This is a genomic window from Pseudomonas sp. TE6288 (assembly GCF_054062095.1).
Window position 1 is genome coordinate 1 of record NZ_JBSSEW010000042.1, and the last position, 15704, is coordinate 15704.

13 protein-coding genes and 1 tRNA gene are annotated in these 15704 nt (G+C 58.5%); all 14 read right to left on the bottom strand.

From position 1 onward, the window contains the following. On the bottom strand, positions 1 to 188 hold a 188-nt coding region (locus ACVWY1_RS25700), incomplete at its 3' end, for a GTP-binding protein (RefSeq protein WP_244891356.1). Positions 189 to 219: 31 nt separating this feature from the next. Continuing rightward, on the bottom strand, positions 220 to 2364 hold the full coding sequence (gene fusA, locus ACVWY1_RS25705) for an elongation factor G (RefSeq protein ID WP_139668115.1): 2145 nt from the start codon (positions 2362 to 2364) through the stop codon (positions 220 to 222). 30 nt (positions 2365 to 2394) lie between these two features. Beyond that, complete coding sequence (rpsG, locus tag ACVWY1_RS25710; protein WP_023628750.1) at positions 2395 to 2865, bottom strand: 30S ribosomal protein S7; 471 nt, start codon at positions 2863 to 2865, stop codon at positions 2395 to 2397. A 106-nt stretch (positions 2866 to 2971) separates the two neighbouring features. Further along, entirely contained in the window at positions 2972 to 3343 is a 372-nt protein-coding gene (rpsL, locus tag ACVWY1_RS25715) for a 30S ribosomal protein S12 (RefSeq protein WP_003255492.1), read from the bottom strand. Positions 3344 to 3554: 211 nt separating this feature from the next. Next, positions 3555 to 7754 (bottom strand): DNA-directed RNA polymerase subunit beta', encoded by a 4200-nt coding sequence (rpoC, locus tag ACVWY1_RS25720; RefSeq protein WP_046857349.1) that lies wholly within the window; start codon positions 7752 to 7754, stop codon positions 3555 to 3557. Between the two features lie 62 nt (positions 7755 to 7816). After that, the gene (gene rpoB / locus ACVWY1_RS25725; protein ID WP_031314438.1) at positions 7817 to 11890 is read right to left on the bottom strand and encodes a DNA-directed RNA polymerase subunit beta; all 4074 of its coding nucleotides are present in this window, start codon (positions 11888 to 11890) and stop codon (positions 7817 to 7819) included. 220 nt (positions 11891 to 12110) lie between these two features. Continuing rightward, entirely contained in the window at positions 12111 to 12476 is a 366-nt protein-coding gene (rplL, locus tag ACVWY1_RS25730) for a 50S ribosomal protein L7/L12 (RefSeq protein ID WP_003255496.1), read from the bottom strand. 77 nt (positions 12477 to 12553) lie between these two features. Then, positions 12554 to 13054 (bottom strand): 50S ribosomal protein L10, encoded by a 501-nt coding sequence (rplJ, locus tag ACVWY1_RS25735; protein ID WP_023628748.1) that lies wholly within the window; start codon positions 13052 to 13054, stop codon positions 12554 to 12556. Between the two features lie 198 nt (positions 13055 to 13252). Continuing rightward, the gene (rplA, locus tag ACVWY1_RS25740) at positions 13253 to 13948 is read right to left on the bottom strand and encodes a 50S ribosomal protein L1 (protein ID WP_023628747.1); all 696 of its coding nucleotides are present in this window, start codon (positions 13946 to 13948) and stop codon (positions 13253 to 13255) included. Continuing rightward, a complete protein-coding gene (gene rplK, locus ACVWY1_RS25745) occupies positions 13948 to 14379 on the bottom strand; it encodes a 50S ribosomal protein L11 (protein ID WP_011531881.1) in 432 nt (143 codons plus the stop codon). Before rplK ends, rplA begins: the two co-directional genes overlap by 1 nt. A gap of 119 nt (positions 14380 to 14498) precedes the next feature. After that, positions 14499 to 15032 carry a transcription termination/antitermination protein NusG gene (gene nusG, locus ACVWY1_RS25750; protein ID WP_023628746.1) on the bottom strand — a complete coding sequence of 178 codons (534 nt, stop codon included), beginning with the start codon at positions 15030 to 15032 and terminating at the stop codon, positions 14499 to 14501. A 9-nt stretch (positions 15033 to 15041) separates the two neighbouring features. Continuing rightward, positions 15042 to 15410, bottom strand: coding sequence for a preprotein translocase subunit SecE (gene secE / locus ACVWY1_RS25755; RefSeq protein WP_023628745.1), 369 nt, complete (start codon positions 15408 to 15410; stop codon positions 15042 to 15044). A 44-nt stretch (positions 15411 to 15454) separates the two neighbouring features. After that, positions 15455 to 15530: transfer RNA gene (locus tag ACVWY1_RS25760), tRNA-Trp, on the bottom strand. Between the two features lie 54 nt (positions 15531 to 15584). Further along, on the bottom strand, positions 15585 to 15704 hold a 120-nt coding region (locus tag ACVWY1_RS25765; protein ID WP_080963315.1), incomplete at its 5' end, for an EF-Tu C-terminal domain-related protein.

A 15704-nucleotide genomic window follows, 5' to 3' on the forward strand; every position in this document is an offset into this window, starting at 1 on the left:
ATGGTGATACCGCGAGCTTTTTCTTCCGGAGCCGAGTCGATCTTGTCGAACTCAACGACGGCCGAACCGAAAACTTCGGAGCAGACGCGGGTCAGAGCTGCGGTCAGGGTGGTTTTACCGTGGTCAACGTGACCGATGGTGCCAACGTTGACGTGCGGAAGGGAACGATCAAATTTTTCTTTAGCCACGACAGTGAACTCCTAGCCTAAAGGGGCTGAATCAGCCTTGTTTTTTAATGAGAGCTTCGACGATGTTCGACGGAGCTTCAGCGTACTTCGAGAATTCCATGGAGTAGCTTGCGCGACCCTGAGACATGGAACGAACGTCGGTTGCGTAACCGAACATCTCTCCCAGCGGAACCTCAGCGCGGACGACGCGGCCAGAGACCGACTCATCCATACCCTGGACCAGACCACGACGACGGTTCAGGTCACCCATCACGTCACCCAGGTAGTCTTCCGGGGTTACAACTTCGACCTTCATGATCGGCTCGAGAACCACGCCACCGCCCTTCTGGGCCAGTTGCTTGGTTGCCATCGAAGCAGCGATTTTGAACGCCATTTCGTTGGAGTCGACGTCGTGGTACGAACCGTCGAATACCGTGGCCTTCAGGCCGATCAGAGGATAACCGGCAACAACGCCGTTTTTCATCTGCTCTTCGATACCCTTCTGGATCGGAGCGATGAATTCCTTAGGAATCACACCGCCAACGACTTCGTTGGAGAACACCAGACCTTCGGTGATGTTGCCCTTGTCGTCCTGATCTGGCTCCGAGAAACGGATCCAGCAGTGACCGAACTGACCACGACCACCCGACTGACGAACGAATTTGCCTTCGATCTCAACGCCGGATTTGGTGATCTTCTCACGGTACGAAACCTGAGGCTTACCGATGTTGGCTTCGACGTTGAATTCGCGCTTCATGCGGTCAACGAGGATGTCCAGGTGCAGCTCACCCATACCGGAGATGATGGTCTGGCCGGTTTCTTCGTCGGTCTTGACGCGGAACGACGGGTCTTCCTGGGCCAGCTTGCCCAGAGCGATACCCATCTTCTCTTGGTCAGCCTTGGTTTTCGGCTCGACGGAGAGCGAAATCACCGGCTCAGGGAAGTCCATACGCTCAAGGATGATTGGCTTCTCGATGTTGCACAGGGTTTCGCCGGTGGTCACATCTTTCATGCCGATCAGGGCCGCGATGTCGCCAGCGCGTACTTCCTTGATCTCTTCACGCTGGTTCGCGTGCATCTGCACCATACGACCAACGCGCTCTTTCTTGCCCTTGACCGAGTTGATGACCGAGTCACCGGAGGCCAGAACGCCCGAGTAGACGCGAACGAAGGTCAGAGTACCCACGAACGGGTCAGTCGCGATCTTGAACGCCAGAGCCGAGAACGGCTCGTCGTCGTCTGCGTGACGCTCGTCCTTACGAACAGCCGGATCTTCTTTGTCCAGCTCTTTGTCGTCCGGGTTGATGCCCTGGATTGCAGGGATCTCGGTCGGAGCAGGCAGGTAGTCGATGACAGCGTCGAGAACCAGGGGAACGCCCTTGTTCTTGAACGACGAACCGCAGACAGCCGGAACGATCTCGCTGGCCAGGGTGCGCGCGCGCAGACCGGCTTTGATCTCTTCGACGGTCAGCTCTTCGCCTTCCAGGTACTTGTTCATCAGCTCTTCGCTGGACTCTGCAGCCGCTTCAACCATGTTGGAGCGCCACTCTTGAGCCAGCTCCAGCATATCGGCAGGAATTTCTTCCTCGCGATAAGTGGTGCCTTTGTCGTCGTCGTTCCAGTAGATAGCCTTCATCTTGATCAGATCGACCTGACCCTGGAAGTTATCTTCCGAACCGATGGCCAGCTGAACCGGAACCGGGGTGTGACCCAGACGGTTCTTGATCTGACCTACGACGCGCAGGAAGTTGGCACCGGCACGGTCCATCTTGTTCACGTAGACAACACGTGGAACACCGTACTTGTTGGCTTGACGCCATACGGTTTCGGACTGCGGCTCAACGCCGGAGGTACCGCAGAACACAACGACCGCGCCGTCGAGTACGCGCAGCGAACGCTCAACTTCAATGGTGAAGTCAACGTGGCCGGGGGTATCGATGACGTTTACGCGGTAGTTGTCGTACTGACCGACAGAACCTTTCCAGAAGGTGGTAACGGCAGCGGAGGTAATGGTGATACCGCGCTCCTGCTCCTGCACCATCCAGTCGGTGGTCGCGGCGCCGTCATGCACCTCGCCCATCTTGTGGCTCAGACCTGTGTAGAACAGGATCCGCTCGGTAGTGGTAGTCTTGCCCGCGTCAACGTGCGCGCAGATACCGATGTTACGGTAGCGGTTAATTGCTGTAGTACGAGCCATAAAGCCCTCGCAAAATAATTGATGCTTGAATTAGAAGCGGTAGTGCGAGAACGCTTTGTTGGCTTCGGCCATACGGTGCACGTCTTCACGCTTCTTGACTGCAGCACCCTTGCCTTCGGCAGCATCCAGCAGCTCACCGGCCAGGCGCAGGGCCATCGACTTCTCGCCGCGCTTGCGGGCGTAGTCTACGAGCCAGCGCATTGCCAGAGCGTTACGACGGGACGGACGAACTTCAACCGGGACCTGGTAAGTGGCACCGCCGACACGGCGGGACTTTACTTCGACCAGCGGAGCGATGGCGTCGAGAGCTTTCTCGAAGATTTCCAGGGGGTCGCTGTTCTTGCGTGCTTTGACTGCATCCAGGGCACCGTAAACGATGCGCTCGGCCACAGCCTTCTTGCCGCTTTCCATCACGTGGTTCATGAACTTGGCGAGGATCTGGGATCCGTACTTCGGATCGTCCAGGATCTCACGTTTTGCTGCTACACGACGTCTTGGCATGATAAGCCCTCAAACGGTCTTCAGGTTAGCCCGGGACGTGGGTCTTCGACCCCTGCCCGACCTTACTCTTATCGACTCAAAAAAATGGATATGTGCAAACGACCGATTACTTCGGACGCTTGGTACCGTACTTCGAACGACCCTGGTTACGGCCTTTGACGCCCGAAGTATCCAGAGAGCCGCGAACGGTGTGGTAACGAACACCTGGCAAGTCTTTTACACGGCCGCCACGGATCAGGACGACGCTGTGCTCTTGCAGGTTGTGGCCTTCACCACCGATGTACGAGGAAACCTCGAAACCGTTGGTCAGACGCACACGGCATACTTTACGCAGTGCCGAGTTAGGTTTTTTCGGCGTGGTGGTGTACACGCGGGTGCACACGCCACGACGTTGCGGGCAGTTCTGCAGCGCAGGAACGTCGGACTTCTCGACCGAACGCTTACGCGGCTGACGTACCAGCTGGTTGATAGTTGCCATCTACTAGCTCCACTGATTGTCTTGCGACTCTATTGTCTTGCAAGAAAGCCAAAAATTGGCGAGACGGAGCCTCACCAAATTTAAGGGTACAAAAGTCTAAAGAGGATCTTGCACCCAGTCAAGACGAGGCCCCGGCCCTCCTCGCCCGGTCATCGGCAACAAATCATGTCGCCGATGCCCGCTCGAGGCTTGCCGGGGCCCTGCCCTGTACTTAGTTACCGCTGGAATTCAGCGCTTCGGTCAGTGCGGCTTCCACCTCACTGGCGCTCACACGCAGCGGTTTGTCGGCATCACGGCGACGCTTACGCTCGCTGTGATAGGCCAGACCAGTACCGGCCGGGATCAGACGACCCACGACCACGTTCTCTTTCAGGCCGCGCAGGTAGTCACGCTTGCCGGTTACCGCCGCCTCAGTCAGTACACGGGTGGTTTCCTGGAAGGAAGCCGCCGAGATGAACGATTCGGTGGATAGCGAGGCCTTGGTGATACCCAGCAACACACGGGTGAACTTGGAGATGAACTTGTCTTCGCCGGCGAGACGCTCGTTCTCTACCAGGACCTGAGTCAGTTCCATCTGGTCGCCCTTGATGAAGCTGGAATCGCCCGACTCGGAGATCTCGACCTTGCGCAGCATCTGACGCAGGATGGTCTCGATGTGCTTGTCGTTGATCTTCACGCCTTGCAGACGGTAAACGTCCTGGATCTCGTTGACGATGTACTTCGCCAGCGCGCTCACACCCAGCAGACGCAGGATGTCGTGCGGATCGCTCGGGCCGTCGGAGATAACTTCGCCGCGGTTGACCTGTTCGCCTTCGAAGACGTTCAGGTGGCGCCACTTCGGAATCAGCTCTTCATACGGATCGCTACCGTCGGTCGGAGTGATGACCAGGCGACGCTTGCCCTTGGTCTCTTTACCGAACGCGATGGTGCCGCTGACTTCAGCCAGGATCGAGGCTTCTTTCGGACGGCGCGCTTCGAACAAGTCGGCAACGCGTGGCAGACCACCGGTGATGTCACGGGTCTTCGACGTTTCTTGCGGAATACGCGCGATAACGTCACCGACGCCGATCTGGGCACCGTCAGCCACGCCGACGAGGGCGTTGGCCGGCAGGAAGTACTGGGCAGGTACGTCGGTACCTGGCAGGTACAGGTCCTTGCCGTTGGCGTCGACCATCTTGATCGCCGGACGGATTTCCTTGCCTGCGGCAGGGCGATCCTTGACGTCCAGGACTTCAATGTTGGTCAAGCCGGTCAGTTCATCGGTCTGACGCTTGATGGTGATGTTTTCTTCCATGCCCACGAAGGTCACGGTACCTTTCAGCTCGGTAACGATCGGGTGGGTGTGCGGGTCCCACTTGGCGACGATGGCGCCAGCTTCGACCTTGTCACCTTCCTTGACCGAAATCACGGCACCGTAAGGCAGCTTGTAACGCTCACGCTCACGACCGAACTCGTCGGCAATCGCCAGCTCGCCGGAACGCGATACGGCAACCAGGTTACCGTCGGCACGCTCAACCTGTTTCAGGTTGTGCAGGCGCACCATACCGCCGTTCTTCACCTGGACGCTGTCGGCAGCCGAAGTACGGCTTGCAGCACCACCGATGTGGAACGTACGCATGGTCAGCTGGGTACCCGGCTCACCGATCGACTGCGCAGCGATAACGCCGACAGCTTCACCGATGTTCACCTGGTGGCCGCGCGCCAGGTCACGACCGTAGCACTTGGCGCAGATGCCGTAGCGGGTTTCGCAGTTGATCGGCGAACGCACGACGACTTCGTCGATGCTGTTCAGCTCGATGAACTCGACCCACTGCTCGTCTACCAGGGTACCGGCCGGAACGATGACGTCCTCGGTGCCTGGCTTGAATACGTCACGGGCGATGACACGACCCAGTACGCGCTCACCCAGCGGCTCGACAACGTCGCCGCCTTCGATGTGCGGGGTCATCAGCAGACCCTGGTCGGTGCCGCAGTCGATCTCGGTCACGACCAGATCCTGGGCAACGTCCACCAGACGACGAGTCAGGTAACCGGAGTTCGCGGTCTTCAACGCGGTATCCGCCAGACCTTTACGAGCACCGTGAGTCGAGATGAAGTACTGCAGTACGCTCAGACCTTCACGGAAGTTCGCGGTGATCGGCGTCTCGATGATCGAGCCGTCCGGCTTGGCCATCAGGCCACGCATACCGGCCAGCTGACGGATCTGAGCGGCGGAACCACGCGCACCGGAGTCGGCCATCATGTACATCGAGTTGAAGGACTCTTGCTCGACTTCCTTGCCCTCGCGATCGACTACCTTCTCTTTCGAGAGGTTGGCCATCATCGCCTTGGACACTTCGTCGTTCGCCTTGGACCACAAGTCGATGACCTTGTTGTACTTCTCGCCCTGGGTGACCAGGCCGGAGGCGTACTGGCTCTCGATTTCCTTCACTTCGTCGGTAGCGGTACCGATGATGCGGGCTTTCTCGTCCGGGATAACGAAGTCGTTAACGCCGATCGAAACGCCGGAAATGGTCGAGTAGGCAAAACCGGTGTACATCAGCTGGTCAGCGAAGATCACGGTCTCTTTCAGACCCACCACGCGGTAGCACTGGTTGATCAGCTTGGAGATCGCCTTCTTCTTCATCGACTGGTTGACGACGTCGAACGGCAGGCCGGCCGGTACTACCTGGAACAGCAGCGCACGGCCGACGGTGGTGTCGACGATACGGGTGTTCTTGGTGATGCTGCCATCACGGTCTTTCACGGTTTCGTTGATACGAACCTTGATTTTCGCGTGCAGGGCGGCTTCGCCGGCGCGGAATACGCGGTCGACTTCCTGCAGGTCGGCGAATACGCGACCTTCGCCCTTGGCGTTGATGGCTTCACGGGTCATGTAATACAGACCCAGTACCACGTCCTGCGACGGAACGATGATTGGCTCACCGTTGGCTGGCGACAGGATGTTGTTGGTCGACATCATCAGCGCACGCGCTTCGAGCTGGGCTTCCAGGGTCAGCGGCACGTGAACGGCCATCTGGTCACCGTCGAAGTCGGCGTTGTACGCGGCGCAGACCAGCGGGTGGAGCTGGATAGCCTTACCTTCGATCAGCACGGGCTCGAAAGCCTGGATACCCAGACGGTGCAGGGTAGGCGCACGGTTGAGCAGTACGGGGTGTTCGCGGATCACCTCGGCGAGCACGTCCCACACCTCCGGCAGCTCGCGCTCGACCATCTTCTTGGCAGCCTTGATGGTGGTCGCCAGACCACGCATTTCCAGCTTGCCGAAAATGAACGGCTTGAACAGCTCGAGGGCCATCTTCTTCGGCAGACCGCACTGGTGCAGACGCAGGGTCGGGCCTACGGTAATTACCGAACGACCGGAGTAGTCCACGCGCTTACCGAGCAAGTTCTGACGGAAGCGACCCTGCTTACCTTTGATCATGTCGGCCAGGGACTTCAGCGGACGCTTGTTCGAGCCAGTGATGGCGCGACCGCGACGGCCGTTGTCGAGCAGGGCGTCGACCGCCTCCTGCAGCATGCGCTTTTCGTTGCGCACGATGATGTCCGGCGCCGACAGATCGAGCAGGCGCTTCAGACGGTTGTTACGGTTGATCACCCGACGATACAGGTCGTTCAGGTCGGAGGTCGCGAAGCGGCCGCCATCCAGCGGTACCAGCGGACGCAGGTCCGGCGGCAGTACTGGCAGGACGGTCAGGACCATCCACTCAGGCAGGTTGCCCGAGCCCTGGAAAGCTTCCATCAGCTTCAGGCGCTTGGACAGCTTCTTGATCTTGGTTTCCGAGTTGGTCTGCGGAATTTCTTCGCGCAGGCGGCCGATCTCGTGCTCCAGGTCGATAGCGTGCAGCAGCTCGCGGACAGCCTCGGCACCCATGCGGGCGTCGAAGTCGTCACCGAACTCTTCCAGCGCTTCGAAGTACTGCTCGTCGTTCAGCAGCTGGCCCTTCTCGAGGGTGGTCATGCCCGGATCGATCACCACGTAGCTCTCGAAGTAGAGCACGCGCTCGATGTCACGCAGGGTCATGTCCATCAGCAGGCCGATGCGGGACGGCAGCGACTTCAGGAACCAGATGTGGGCAACCGGCGAGGCCAGTTCGATGTGCGCCATGCGCTCACGACGAACCTTGGCCAGGGCAACTTCAACGCCGCACTTCTCGCAGATCACGCCGCGGTGCTTGAGGCGCTTGTACTTGCCGCACAGGCACTCGTAGTCCTTGACTGGGCCAAAGATCTTGGCGCAGAACAGGCCGTCACGCTCAGGCTTGAACGTACGGTAGTTGATGGTTTCCGGCTTCTTGACTTCACCGAACGACCACGAACGGATCATTTCAGGCGACGCCAGACCGATGCGGATGGCGTCGAACTCTTCGACTTGACCCTGGTTTTTCAGCAAATTCAGTAGGTCTTTCAAGGCCTTTCCTCCTGGCGGAGCAGGGAGTGGGCATTACCTGCCCACTCCCCTCGCGTCACGTGTTATTCGGTTTCCAGATCGATATCGATACCGAGGGAACGGATCTCTTTGATCAACACGTTGAAGGACTCGGGCATGCCCGGCTCCATACGGTGATCGCCATCCACGATGTTCTTGTACATCTTGGTACGGCCGTTCACGTCGTCCGACTTCACTGTGAGCATTTCTTGCAGGGTGTATGCCGCGCCGTATGCTTCCAGCGCCCACACTTCCATCTCCCCGAAACGCTGACCACCGAACTGCGCCTTACCACCCAGCGGCTGCTGGGTAACCAGGCTGTAGGAACCAGTGGAACGCGCGTGCATCTTGTCGTCCACCAAGTGGTTCAGCTTGAGCATGTACATGTAACCAACGGTCACCGGACGCTCGAACTTGTTGCCGGTACGGCCATCGAACAGCACCATCTGGCCGCTCTCTGGCAGATCTGCCAGTTTCAGCATGGCCTTGATCTCACGCTCCTTGGCACCGTCGAAGACTGGAGTGGCCATCGGCACGCCCTTCTTCAGGTTGTTCGCCAGGGCGATGATCTCTTCGTCGGTGAACTCTTCCAGGTTCTCCTGACGACCACCGATCTCGTTGTAGATCTCGGTGAGGAAGGTGCGCAGTTCAGCGGCTTTGCGCTGCTCTTCGATCATGCGGTCGATCTTCTCGCCCAGGCCCTTGGCCGCGAGGCCCAGGTGGGTTTCAAGGATCTGACCGACGTTCATACGCGAAGGTACGCCCAGCGGGTTCAGTACGACGTCGACCGGAGTACCGTTGGCGTCGTGCGGCATGTCTTCGACCGGCATGATTACCGAGACGACACCCTTGTTACCGTGACGACCGGCCATCTTGTCACCCGGCTGGATGCGACGGCGGATTGCCAGGTAGACCTTGACGATCTTCAGTACGCCCGGAGCCAGGTCATCGCCCTGCTGCAGCTTGCGCTTCTTGTCTTCGAACTTGTCATCCAGCAGGCGACGGCGATCGACGATGTACTGCTGAGCCTTTTCCAGCTGCTCGTTCAGTGCATCTTCGGCCATGCGCAGTTTGAACCACTGGCCGTGCTCCAGACCGTTCAGCACGTCGTCGCTGATCACGGTGCCTTTCTTCAGGCCCGCGCCACCGTCAACCACCTGGCCGTTCAGAGCCGAACGCAGACGCTCGAAGGTCGCGCCTTCGACGATGCGGAACTCTTCGTTGAGGTCCTTGCGGATCTCGTCCAGCTGCATCTTCTCGATGGCCAGGGCGCGGCTGTCGCGCTCGACGCCATCACGGGTGAAGACCTGTACGTCGATGACGGTACCCTTGGTGCCGGTCGGCACACGCAGGGAGGTGTCTTTGACGTCGCTGGCCTTCTCACCGAAGATCGCACGCAGCAGTTTTTCTTCCGGAGTCAGCTGGGTCTCGCCTTTCGGAGTGACCTTGCCGACCAGAATGTCGCCAGCGCCGACTTCGGCACCCACGTAGACGATACCGGCTTCGTCCAGCTTGTTCAGCGCAGCTTCACCGACGTTCGGGATGTCCGCGGTGATTTCCTCTGGGCCAAGCTTGGTGTCACGGGCCACACAGGTCAGTTCCTGGATGTGGATCGTGGTGAAGCGGTCTTCCTGAACCACACGCTCGGACAGGCAGATGGAGTCTTCGAAGTTGAAGCCGTTCCACGCCATGAACGCGATGCGCATGTTCTGACCCAGTGCCAGTTCACCCATGTCGGTGGACGGGCCGTCGGCCATGATGTCGCCACGCGCAACCTTGTCACCCTTGCTGACCAGCGGACGCTGGTTGATGCAGGTGTTCTGGTTGGAGCGGGTGTATTTGGTCAGGTTGTAGATATCCACACCTGCTTCACCAGTCTCGACTTCGTCGTCGGCAACGCGCACGACGATACGGCTGGCGTCGACCGAGTCGATCACACCACCGCGGCGAGCAACCACGCAGACACCGGAGTCACGGGCAACGTTGCGCTCCATGCCGGTACCTACCAGCGGCTTGTCGGCGCGCAGGGTCGGTACAGCCTGACGCTGCATGTTGGAACCCATCAACGCACGGTTGGCGTCGTCGTGCTCGAGGAACGGAATCAGCGACGCGGCAACCGAAACTACCTGCTTCGGCGAAACGTCCATCAGGGTGACGTCTTCCGGCGCCTTGACGGTGAATTCGTTCAGGTGACGAACAGCTACCAGCTCATCGATCAGCTGCTTCTTGTCGTTCATCGCGGCCGAAGCCTGGGCGATCACGTGATCGGCCTCTTCGATGGCGGACAGGAACACGATGTCGTCGCTGACCACGCCTTCCTTCACCACACGGTACGGGCTTTCCAGGAAGCCGTACTGGTTGGTGCGGGCATAGGCCGCCAGGGAGTTGATCAGACCGATGTTCGGACCTTCAGGAGTCTCGATCGGGCACACGCGGCCGTAGTGGGTCGGGTGTACGTCACGGACTTCGAAGCCAGCACGCTCACGGGTCAGACCGCCCGGGCCGAGTGCGGAGACGCGGCGCTTGTGGGTGATCTCGGAAAGCGGGTTGTTCTGGTCCATGAACTGCGAAAGCTGGCTGGAGCCGAAGAACTCTTTCACCGCCGCCGCAACCGGCTTGGCGTTGATCAGGTCCTGCGGCATCAGGCCTTCGCTTTCAGCCATAGACAGACGCTCTTTGACCGCGCGTTCAACACGCACCAGGCCAACGCGGAACTGGTTCTCGGCCATCTCGCCGACGCAACGGACGCGACGGTTACCCAGGTGGTCGATGTCGTCGACGATGCCTTTGCCGTTACGGATATCGACCAGGGTCTTGAGGACCTCGACGATGTCTTCCTTGCTCAGCACGCCCGAACCTTCGATCTCGGTGCGACCGATACGACGGTTGAACTTCATGCGGCCAACAGCGGACAGATCGTAACGCTCGGCGCTGAAGAACAGGTTGTTGAACAGGGTCTCGGCGGCGTCCTTGGTTGGCGGCTCGCCTGGACGCATCATGCGGTAGATCTCGACCAGCGCTTCCAGTTGGTTGCTGGTGGTGTCGATCTTCAGCGTATCGGAAATGAACGGACCGCAGTCGATGTCGTTGGTGTACAGCGTCTCGACGCGAACGACCTGGGCCTTGGCGATCTTCACCAGCAGGTCGGTGGTCAGCTCGGTGTTGCACTCGGCAATGATCTCGCCGGTAGCCGGATGCACGATCGCCTTGGCGGTGGTGCGACCCAGTACGTACTCCAGCGGAACGTCGAGCTCTTTCACGCCAGCCTTTTCCAGCTGGTTGATGTGGCGCGCGGTAATACGGCGGCCTTGCTCGACGATGACCTTGCCGCTGTCGTCATGGATATCCATGACCGCAACTTCACCACGCAGACGCTGAGGCACCAGTTCCAGGCTGAGCTTCTCGCCGGAAAGGTGGAACACGTTGGTGGTGTAGAAGGTGTTCAGAACCTCTTCGGTGCTGTAACCCAGGGCACGCAGCAGTACCGAGGCCGGCAGTTTGCGGCGACGGTCGATACGTACGAACACGCAGTCTTTCGGGTCGAACTCGAAGTCCAGCCACGAACCGCGGTAAGGGATGATGCGCGCGGAGTACAGCAGCTTACCGGAGCTGTGCGTCTTGCCACGGTCGTGGTCGAAGAACACACCAGGCGAACGGTGCAGCTGGGAGACGATCACACGCTCGGTACCGTTGATAACGAAGGTACCGTTTTCAGTCATCAGGGGAATTTCACCCATGTAGACTTCTTGCTCTTTGATGTCCTTGATCGCTTTATTCGACGATTCCTTGTCGAAGATGATCAGGCGCACCTTCACCCGCAGCGGGACCGCGAAGGTCACACCGCGCAGGACACATTCCTTCACATCGAAAGCCGGCTCGCCCAGGCGATAGCCGACGTACTCCAGGGCAGCATTGCCGGAGTAGCTGATGATCGGGAATACCGATTTGAAGGCCGCATGCAGACCGACGTCGCGGAACTGATCCTTGGATGCTCCCGCCTGCAGGAATTCGCGATACGAATCCAGCTGGATGGCCAGGAGGTACGGCACATCCATGACGTCCGGCAACTTGCTAAAGTCCTTGCGGATACGTTTTTTCTCAGTGTATGAGTAAGCCATCAGCATTCCCCAGCTTGGTCACCTGCTTGTTTGGCATCTCCCGGCGGGAGCAGCCAGAAAATCGTGCAAACCCTTTGGTTTGCGCCACCCTCTTGGGTGTCTTGCAGCTCGTTATCGGGGCCGACCTGATCGGCCACCAATAACGGAAAAAGGCCGGTGGCATAAGCCACCAGCCATCAGCCCTTCGCTTGACGCTCGGGCTGGCATCGCAAAGTCGAAATTACTTCAGCTCGACTTTAGCGCCTGCTTCTTCCAGCTTCTTCTTAGCGTCTTCAGCGGCTTCTTTCGAAACGCCTTCAGCTACAACCTGAGGAGCGCCATCGACTTTCTCTTTGGCTTCTTTCAGGCCCAGACCAGTCAGCTCGCGAACGGCCTTGATCACGTTTACTTTCTTGTCGCCGGCTTCAACCAGAACAACGTTGAACTCGGTTTGCTCTTCAACAACGGCAGCGGCAGCAGCTGGGCCGGCAGCGGCAACAGCAGCGGTAACGCCGAAGGTTTCTTCCATTGCTTTGATCAGCTCAACAACTTCCAGAACGGTTTTCTGGCCGATTGCTTCGATGATTTGCTCGTTAGTCAGAGACATGACTTAAATCCTGTATTGGGGTGACAGCCTACGCAGCTATCAAATTAAACGTATGATTTGAAAGAGTTTCCGGTGCCTTAGGCAGCGGTGGCTTCTTTCTGGTCGCGAATGGCTGCCAGGGTACGGGCCAGCTTGCTGGTAGCGCCTTGAATCACGCTCATCAGCTTCGCGATGGCTTCGTCGCGGGTCGGCAGGGTAGCCAACACGTCGATCTGGTTCGCTGCAATGAACTTGCCGTCAAACGCAGCTGCCTTGATCTCGAACTTGTCCTGACCCTTGGCGAACTCTTTGAACAGACGAGCAGCGGCGCCCGGGTGTTCGTTGGAGAAAGCGATCAGGGTCGGGCCAGTGAAGGCGTCGTTGAGGACACTGAATTCAGTGTCGGCAACAGCGCGCTTGAGCAGGGTGTTACGTACGACACGTACGTATACGCCAGCTTCACGAGCCTCTTTACGGAGTCCGGTCATTGCGCCTACAGTCACACCACGGGCATCAGCCACGACAGCGGACAGAGCGACTTTGGCAGCCTCGTTGACTTCAGCGACGATGGCCTTCTTGTCTTCGAGTTTAATTGCCACGGGTAAAACTCCTGCTTGTTACCGTTTCATCTGGCCGAAGCCGGATGTCGTTTTGGTGTCTGATTCGGTAAGGAACCGGGAGCACCATCTGCGTAGGCTGGTTGTTTAAGGCTTGCGCCGCCTACGGTCTTGGATAGCCCCCGCCAGGCAGGGACCCCAATTTTTGCTGCCGGCGAGCTTACACCCGCCGGCATGGTCTTACACGTCCAGCGAGCTCTGATCGATGATCAGACCTGGGCCCATGGTGGTGCTCAGGGTAACGCGCTTGACGTAGATACCTTTCGAGGAAGCCGGCTTGATACGCTTCAGATCAGCGATCAGGGCTTCAACGTTTTCCTTCAGCTTGCCAGCTTCAAAGCCGATCTTGCCAACGGAGGTGTGGATGATACCGTTCTTGTCGGTACGGTAGCGAACCTGACCAGCCTTGGCGTTTTTCACGGCAGTGGCTACGTCTGGGGTAACGGTACCGACTTTCGGGTTAGGCATCAGGCCGCGAGGACCCAGAACCTGACCCAGCTGACCTACAACACGCATGGCATCAGGCGATGCGATGACGACGTCATAGTTCAGGTCGCCGCCTTTCATTTCGGCAGCCAGATCGTCCATACCTACGCGGTCAGCGCCGGCAGCCAGAGCGGCTTCAGCAGCCGGGCCCTGGGTGAAGACGGCAACACGTACGGTCTTGCCAGTGCCGTGCGGCAGCACGGTAGCGCTACGTACGACCTGGTCGGATTTACGCGGGTCAACACCGAGGTTGACGGCGATGTCGTAGGACTCGACGAACTTGGCAGCAGGCAGCGAGGCCAGCAGAGTTGCCGCTTCTTCGAAGTTGTAGGCCTTGCCTGCTTCGATTTTTTCGGCGATTGCCTTTTGGCGCTTGGTCAGCTTAGCCATTACACACCCTCCACGTTCAGGCCCATGCTGCGGGCAGAGCCAGCGATGGTGCGTACAGCAGCGTCCAGGTCAGCGGCAGTCAGGTCAGCCTGTTTGGCTTTCGCGATGTCTTCCAGCTGAGCGCGGGTAACGGTACCGACTTTAACGGTGTTCGGGCGAGCCGAACCACTGGTCAGGCCAGCAGCTTTCTTCAGCAGAACCGAGGCAGGGGTGCTCTTGGTTTCGAAGGTGAAGCTACGGTCACTGTAGACAGTGATGATCACTGGAGTCGGCAGACCTGGCTCTTGACCCTGAGTACGGGCGTTGAAGGCCTTGCAGAATTCCATGATGTTAACACCGTGTTGACCCAGTGCTGGACCAACGGGTGGGCTTGGGTTGGCCTGGCCGGCCTTTACTTGCAGCTTGATGTAAGCCTGAATCTTCTTAGCCATGAGCTACTCCAAAATCGGGTACAAACGCCAGATGGCTCCCCGGATGACTTGCGTTTTATCCCAGTGACGACAAAACCCCGCAGCACATAGGGCTGCGGGGTATGGGATGCTTCGTCCTGCTAGACCTTCTCGACCTGGCCGAACTCGAGCTCCACCGGAGTAGAGCGACCGAAAATAAGCACTGCAACCTGCAGGCGGCTCTTTTCGTAGTTAACCTCTTCGACGGTGCCATTGAAGTCAGCAAACGGACCATCAACGACTCGAACCACTTCACCCGGCTCGAACAACGTCTTCGGCTTCGGCTTGTCACTACCATCGGCAACGCGACGGAGGATTGCCTCGGCCTCTTTATCAGTGATCGGCGCAGGCTTGTCTGCGGTACCACCAATGAAACCCATGACCCGAGGGGTGTCCTTGACAAGGTGCCAAGTCCCTTCGTTCATTTCCATCTGGACCAATACATAGCCAGGGAAGAATTTGCGCTCGCTCTTGCGCTTCTGGCCGTTGCGCATTTCAACGACTTCTTCGGTCGGGACCAGGATCTCGCCGAATTCGTCTTCCATGCCAGCCAGCTTGACGCGCTCGATCAGGGAGCGCATCACATGCTTCTCGTAACCCGAGTAAGCATGCACTACGTACCAACGCTTAGCCACGGGACACCCTTAGCCAACAATCAAGGAGACCGCCCAGCCGAGCAGGGAGTCGAGCCCCCACAGCAGCAGTGCCATAACCAGAACAACAGCCACGACAATCAGCGTGGTCTGAGTGGTTTCTTGGCGGGTCGGCCACACGACTTTACGGATCTCGGTCCGCGCTTCCTTCGCCAGCGTGAAGAACGACTTACCCTTCGCAGTCTGCAAGGCAACGAAGCCTGCAACCGCAGCCAGGGCGAGAAGTGCAAGAACGCGGTACAGGATCGGCGACGCGGAGTAATACTGATTACCCACAACGGCGACAACCACCAAAGCCACTACAGCCAGCCACTTGAACAAGTCGAAACGCGATTCTTGGGCTTCAGTTTTGGGAGTCATCGGGGAGGATCCTGTAAGAAGAAAGCCAATCACACCGAGGTGAATGGCAGGTCAGGAGGGAATCGAACCCCCAACCTACGGTTTTGGAGACCGTCGCTCTGCCAATTGAGCTACTGACCTGTAACGCTGTATCAGGCCGGCCATTATACCGGCCTGATCAAGTAAATCAACTACTTATTCGATAATTTTTGCTACGACACCGGCGCCGACGGTACGACCGCCTTCACGGATGGCGAAACGCAGACCGTCTTCCATTGCGATGGTCTTGATCAGGGTGACAGTCATCTGGATGTT

What these genes read in the sequence shown, in the direction of transcription:
- secE (WP_023628745.1), bottom strand. Translation starts at nt 15,410, where the DNA reads ATGACTCCCAAAACTGAAGCCCAAGAATCGCGTTTCGACTTGTTCAAG.
- fusA (WP_139668115.1), bottom strand. Translation starts at nt 2,364, where the DNA reads ATGGCTCGTACTACAGCAATTAACCGCTACCGTAACATCGGTATCTGC.
- rplK (WP_011531881.1), bottom strand. Translation starts at nt 14,379, where the DNA reads ATGGCTAAGAAGATTCAGGCTTACATCAAGCTGCAAGTAAAGGCCGGC.
- rpsG (WP_023628750.1), bottom strand. Translation starts at nt 2,865, where the DNA reads ATGCCAAGACGTCGTGTAGCAGCAAAACGTGAGATCCTGGACGATCCG.
- rpoB (WP_031314438.1), bottom strand. Translation starts at nt 11,890, where the DNA reads ATGGCTTACTCATACACTGAGAAAAAACGTATCCGCAAGGACTTTAGC.
- rplA (WP_023628747.1), bottom strand. Translation starts at nt 13,948, where the DNA reads ATGGCTAAGCTGACCAAGCGCCAAAAGGCAATCGCCGAAAAAATCGAA.
- rpsL (WP_003255492.1), bottom strand. Translation starts at nt 3,343, where the DNA reads ATGGCAACTATCAACCAGCTGGTACGTCAGCCGCGTAAGCGTTCGGTC.
- rplL (WP_003255496.1), bottom strand. Translation starts at nt 12,476, where the DNA reads ATGTCTCTGACTAACGAGCAAATCATCGAAGCAATCGGCCAGAAAACC.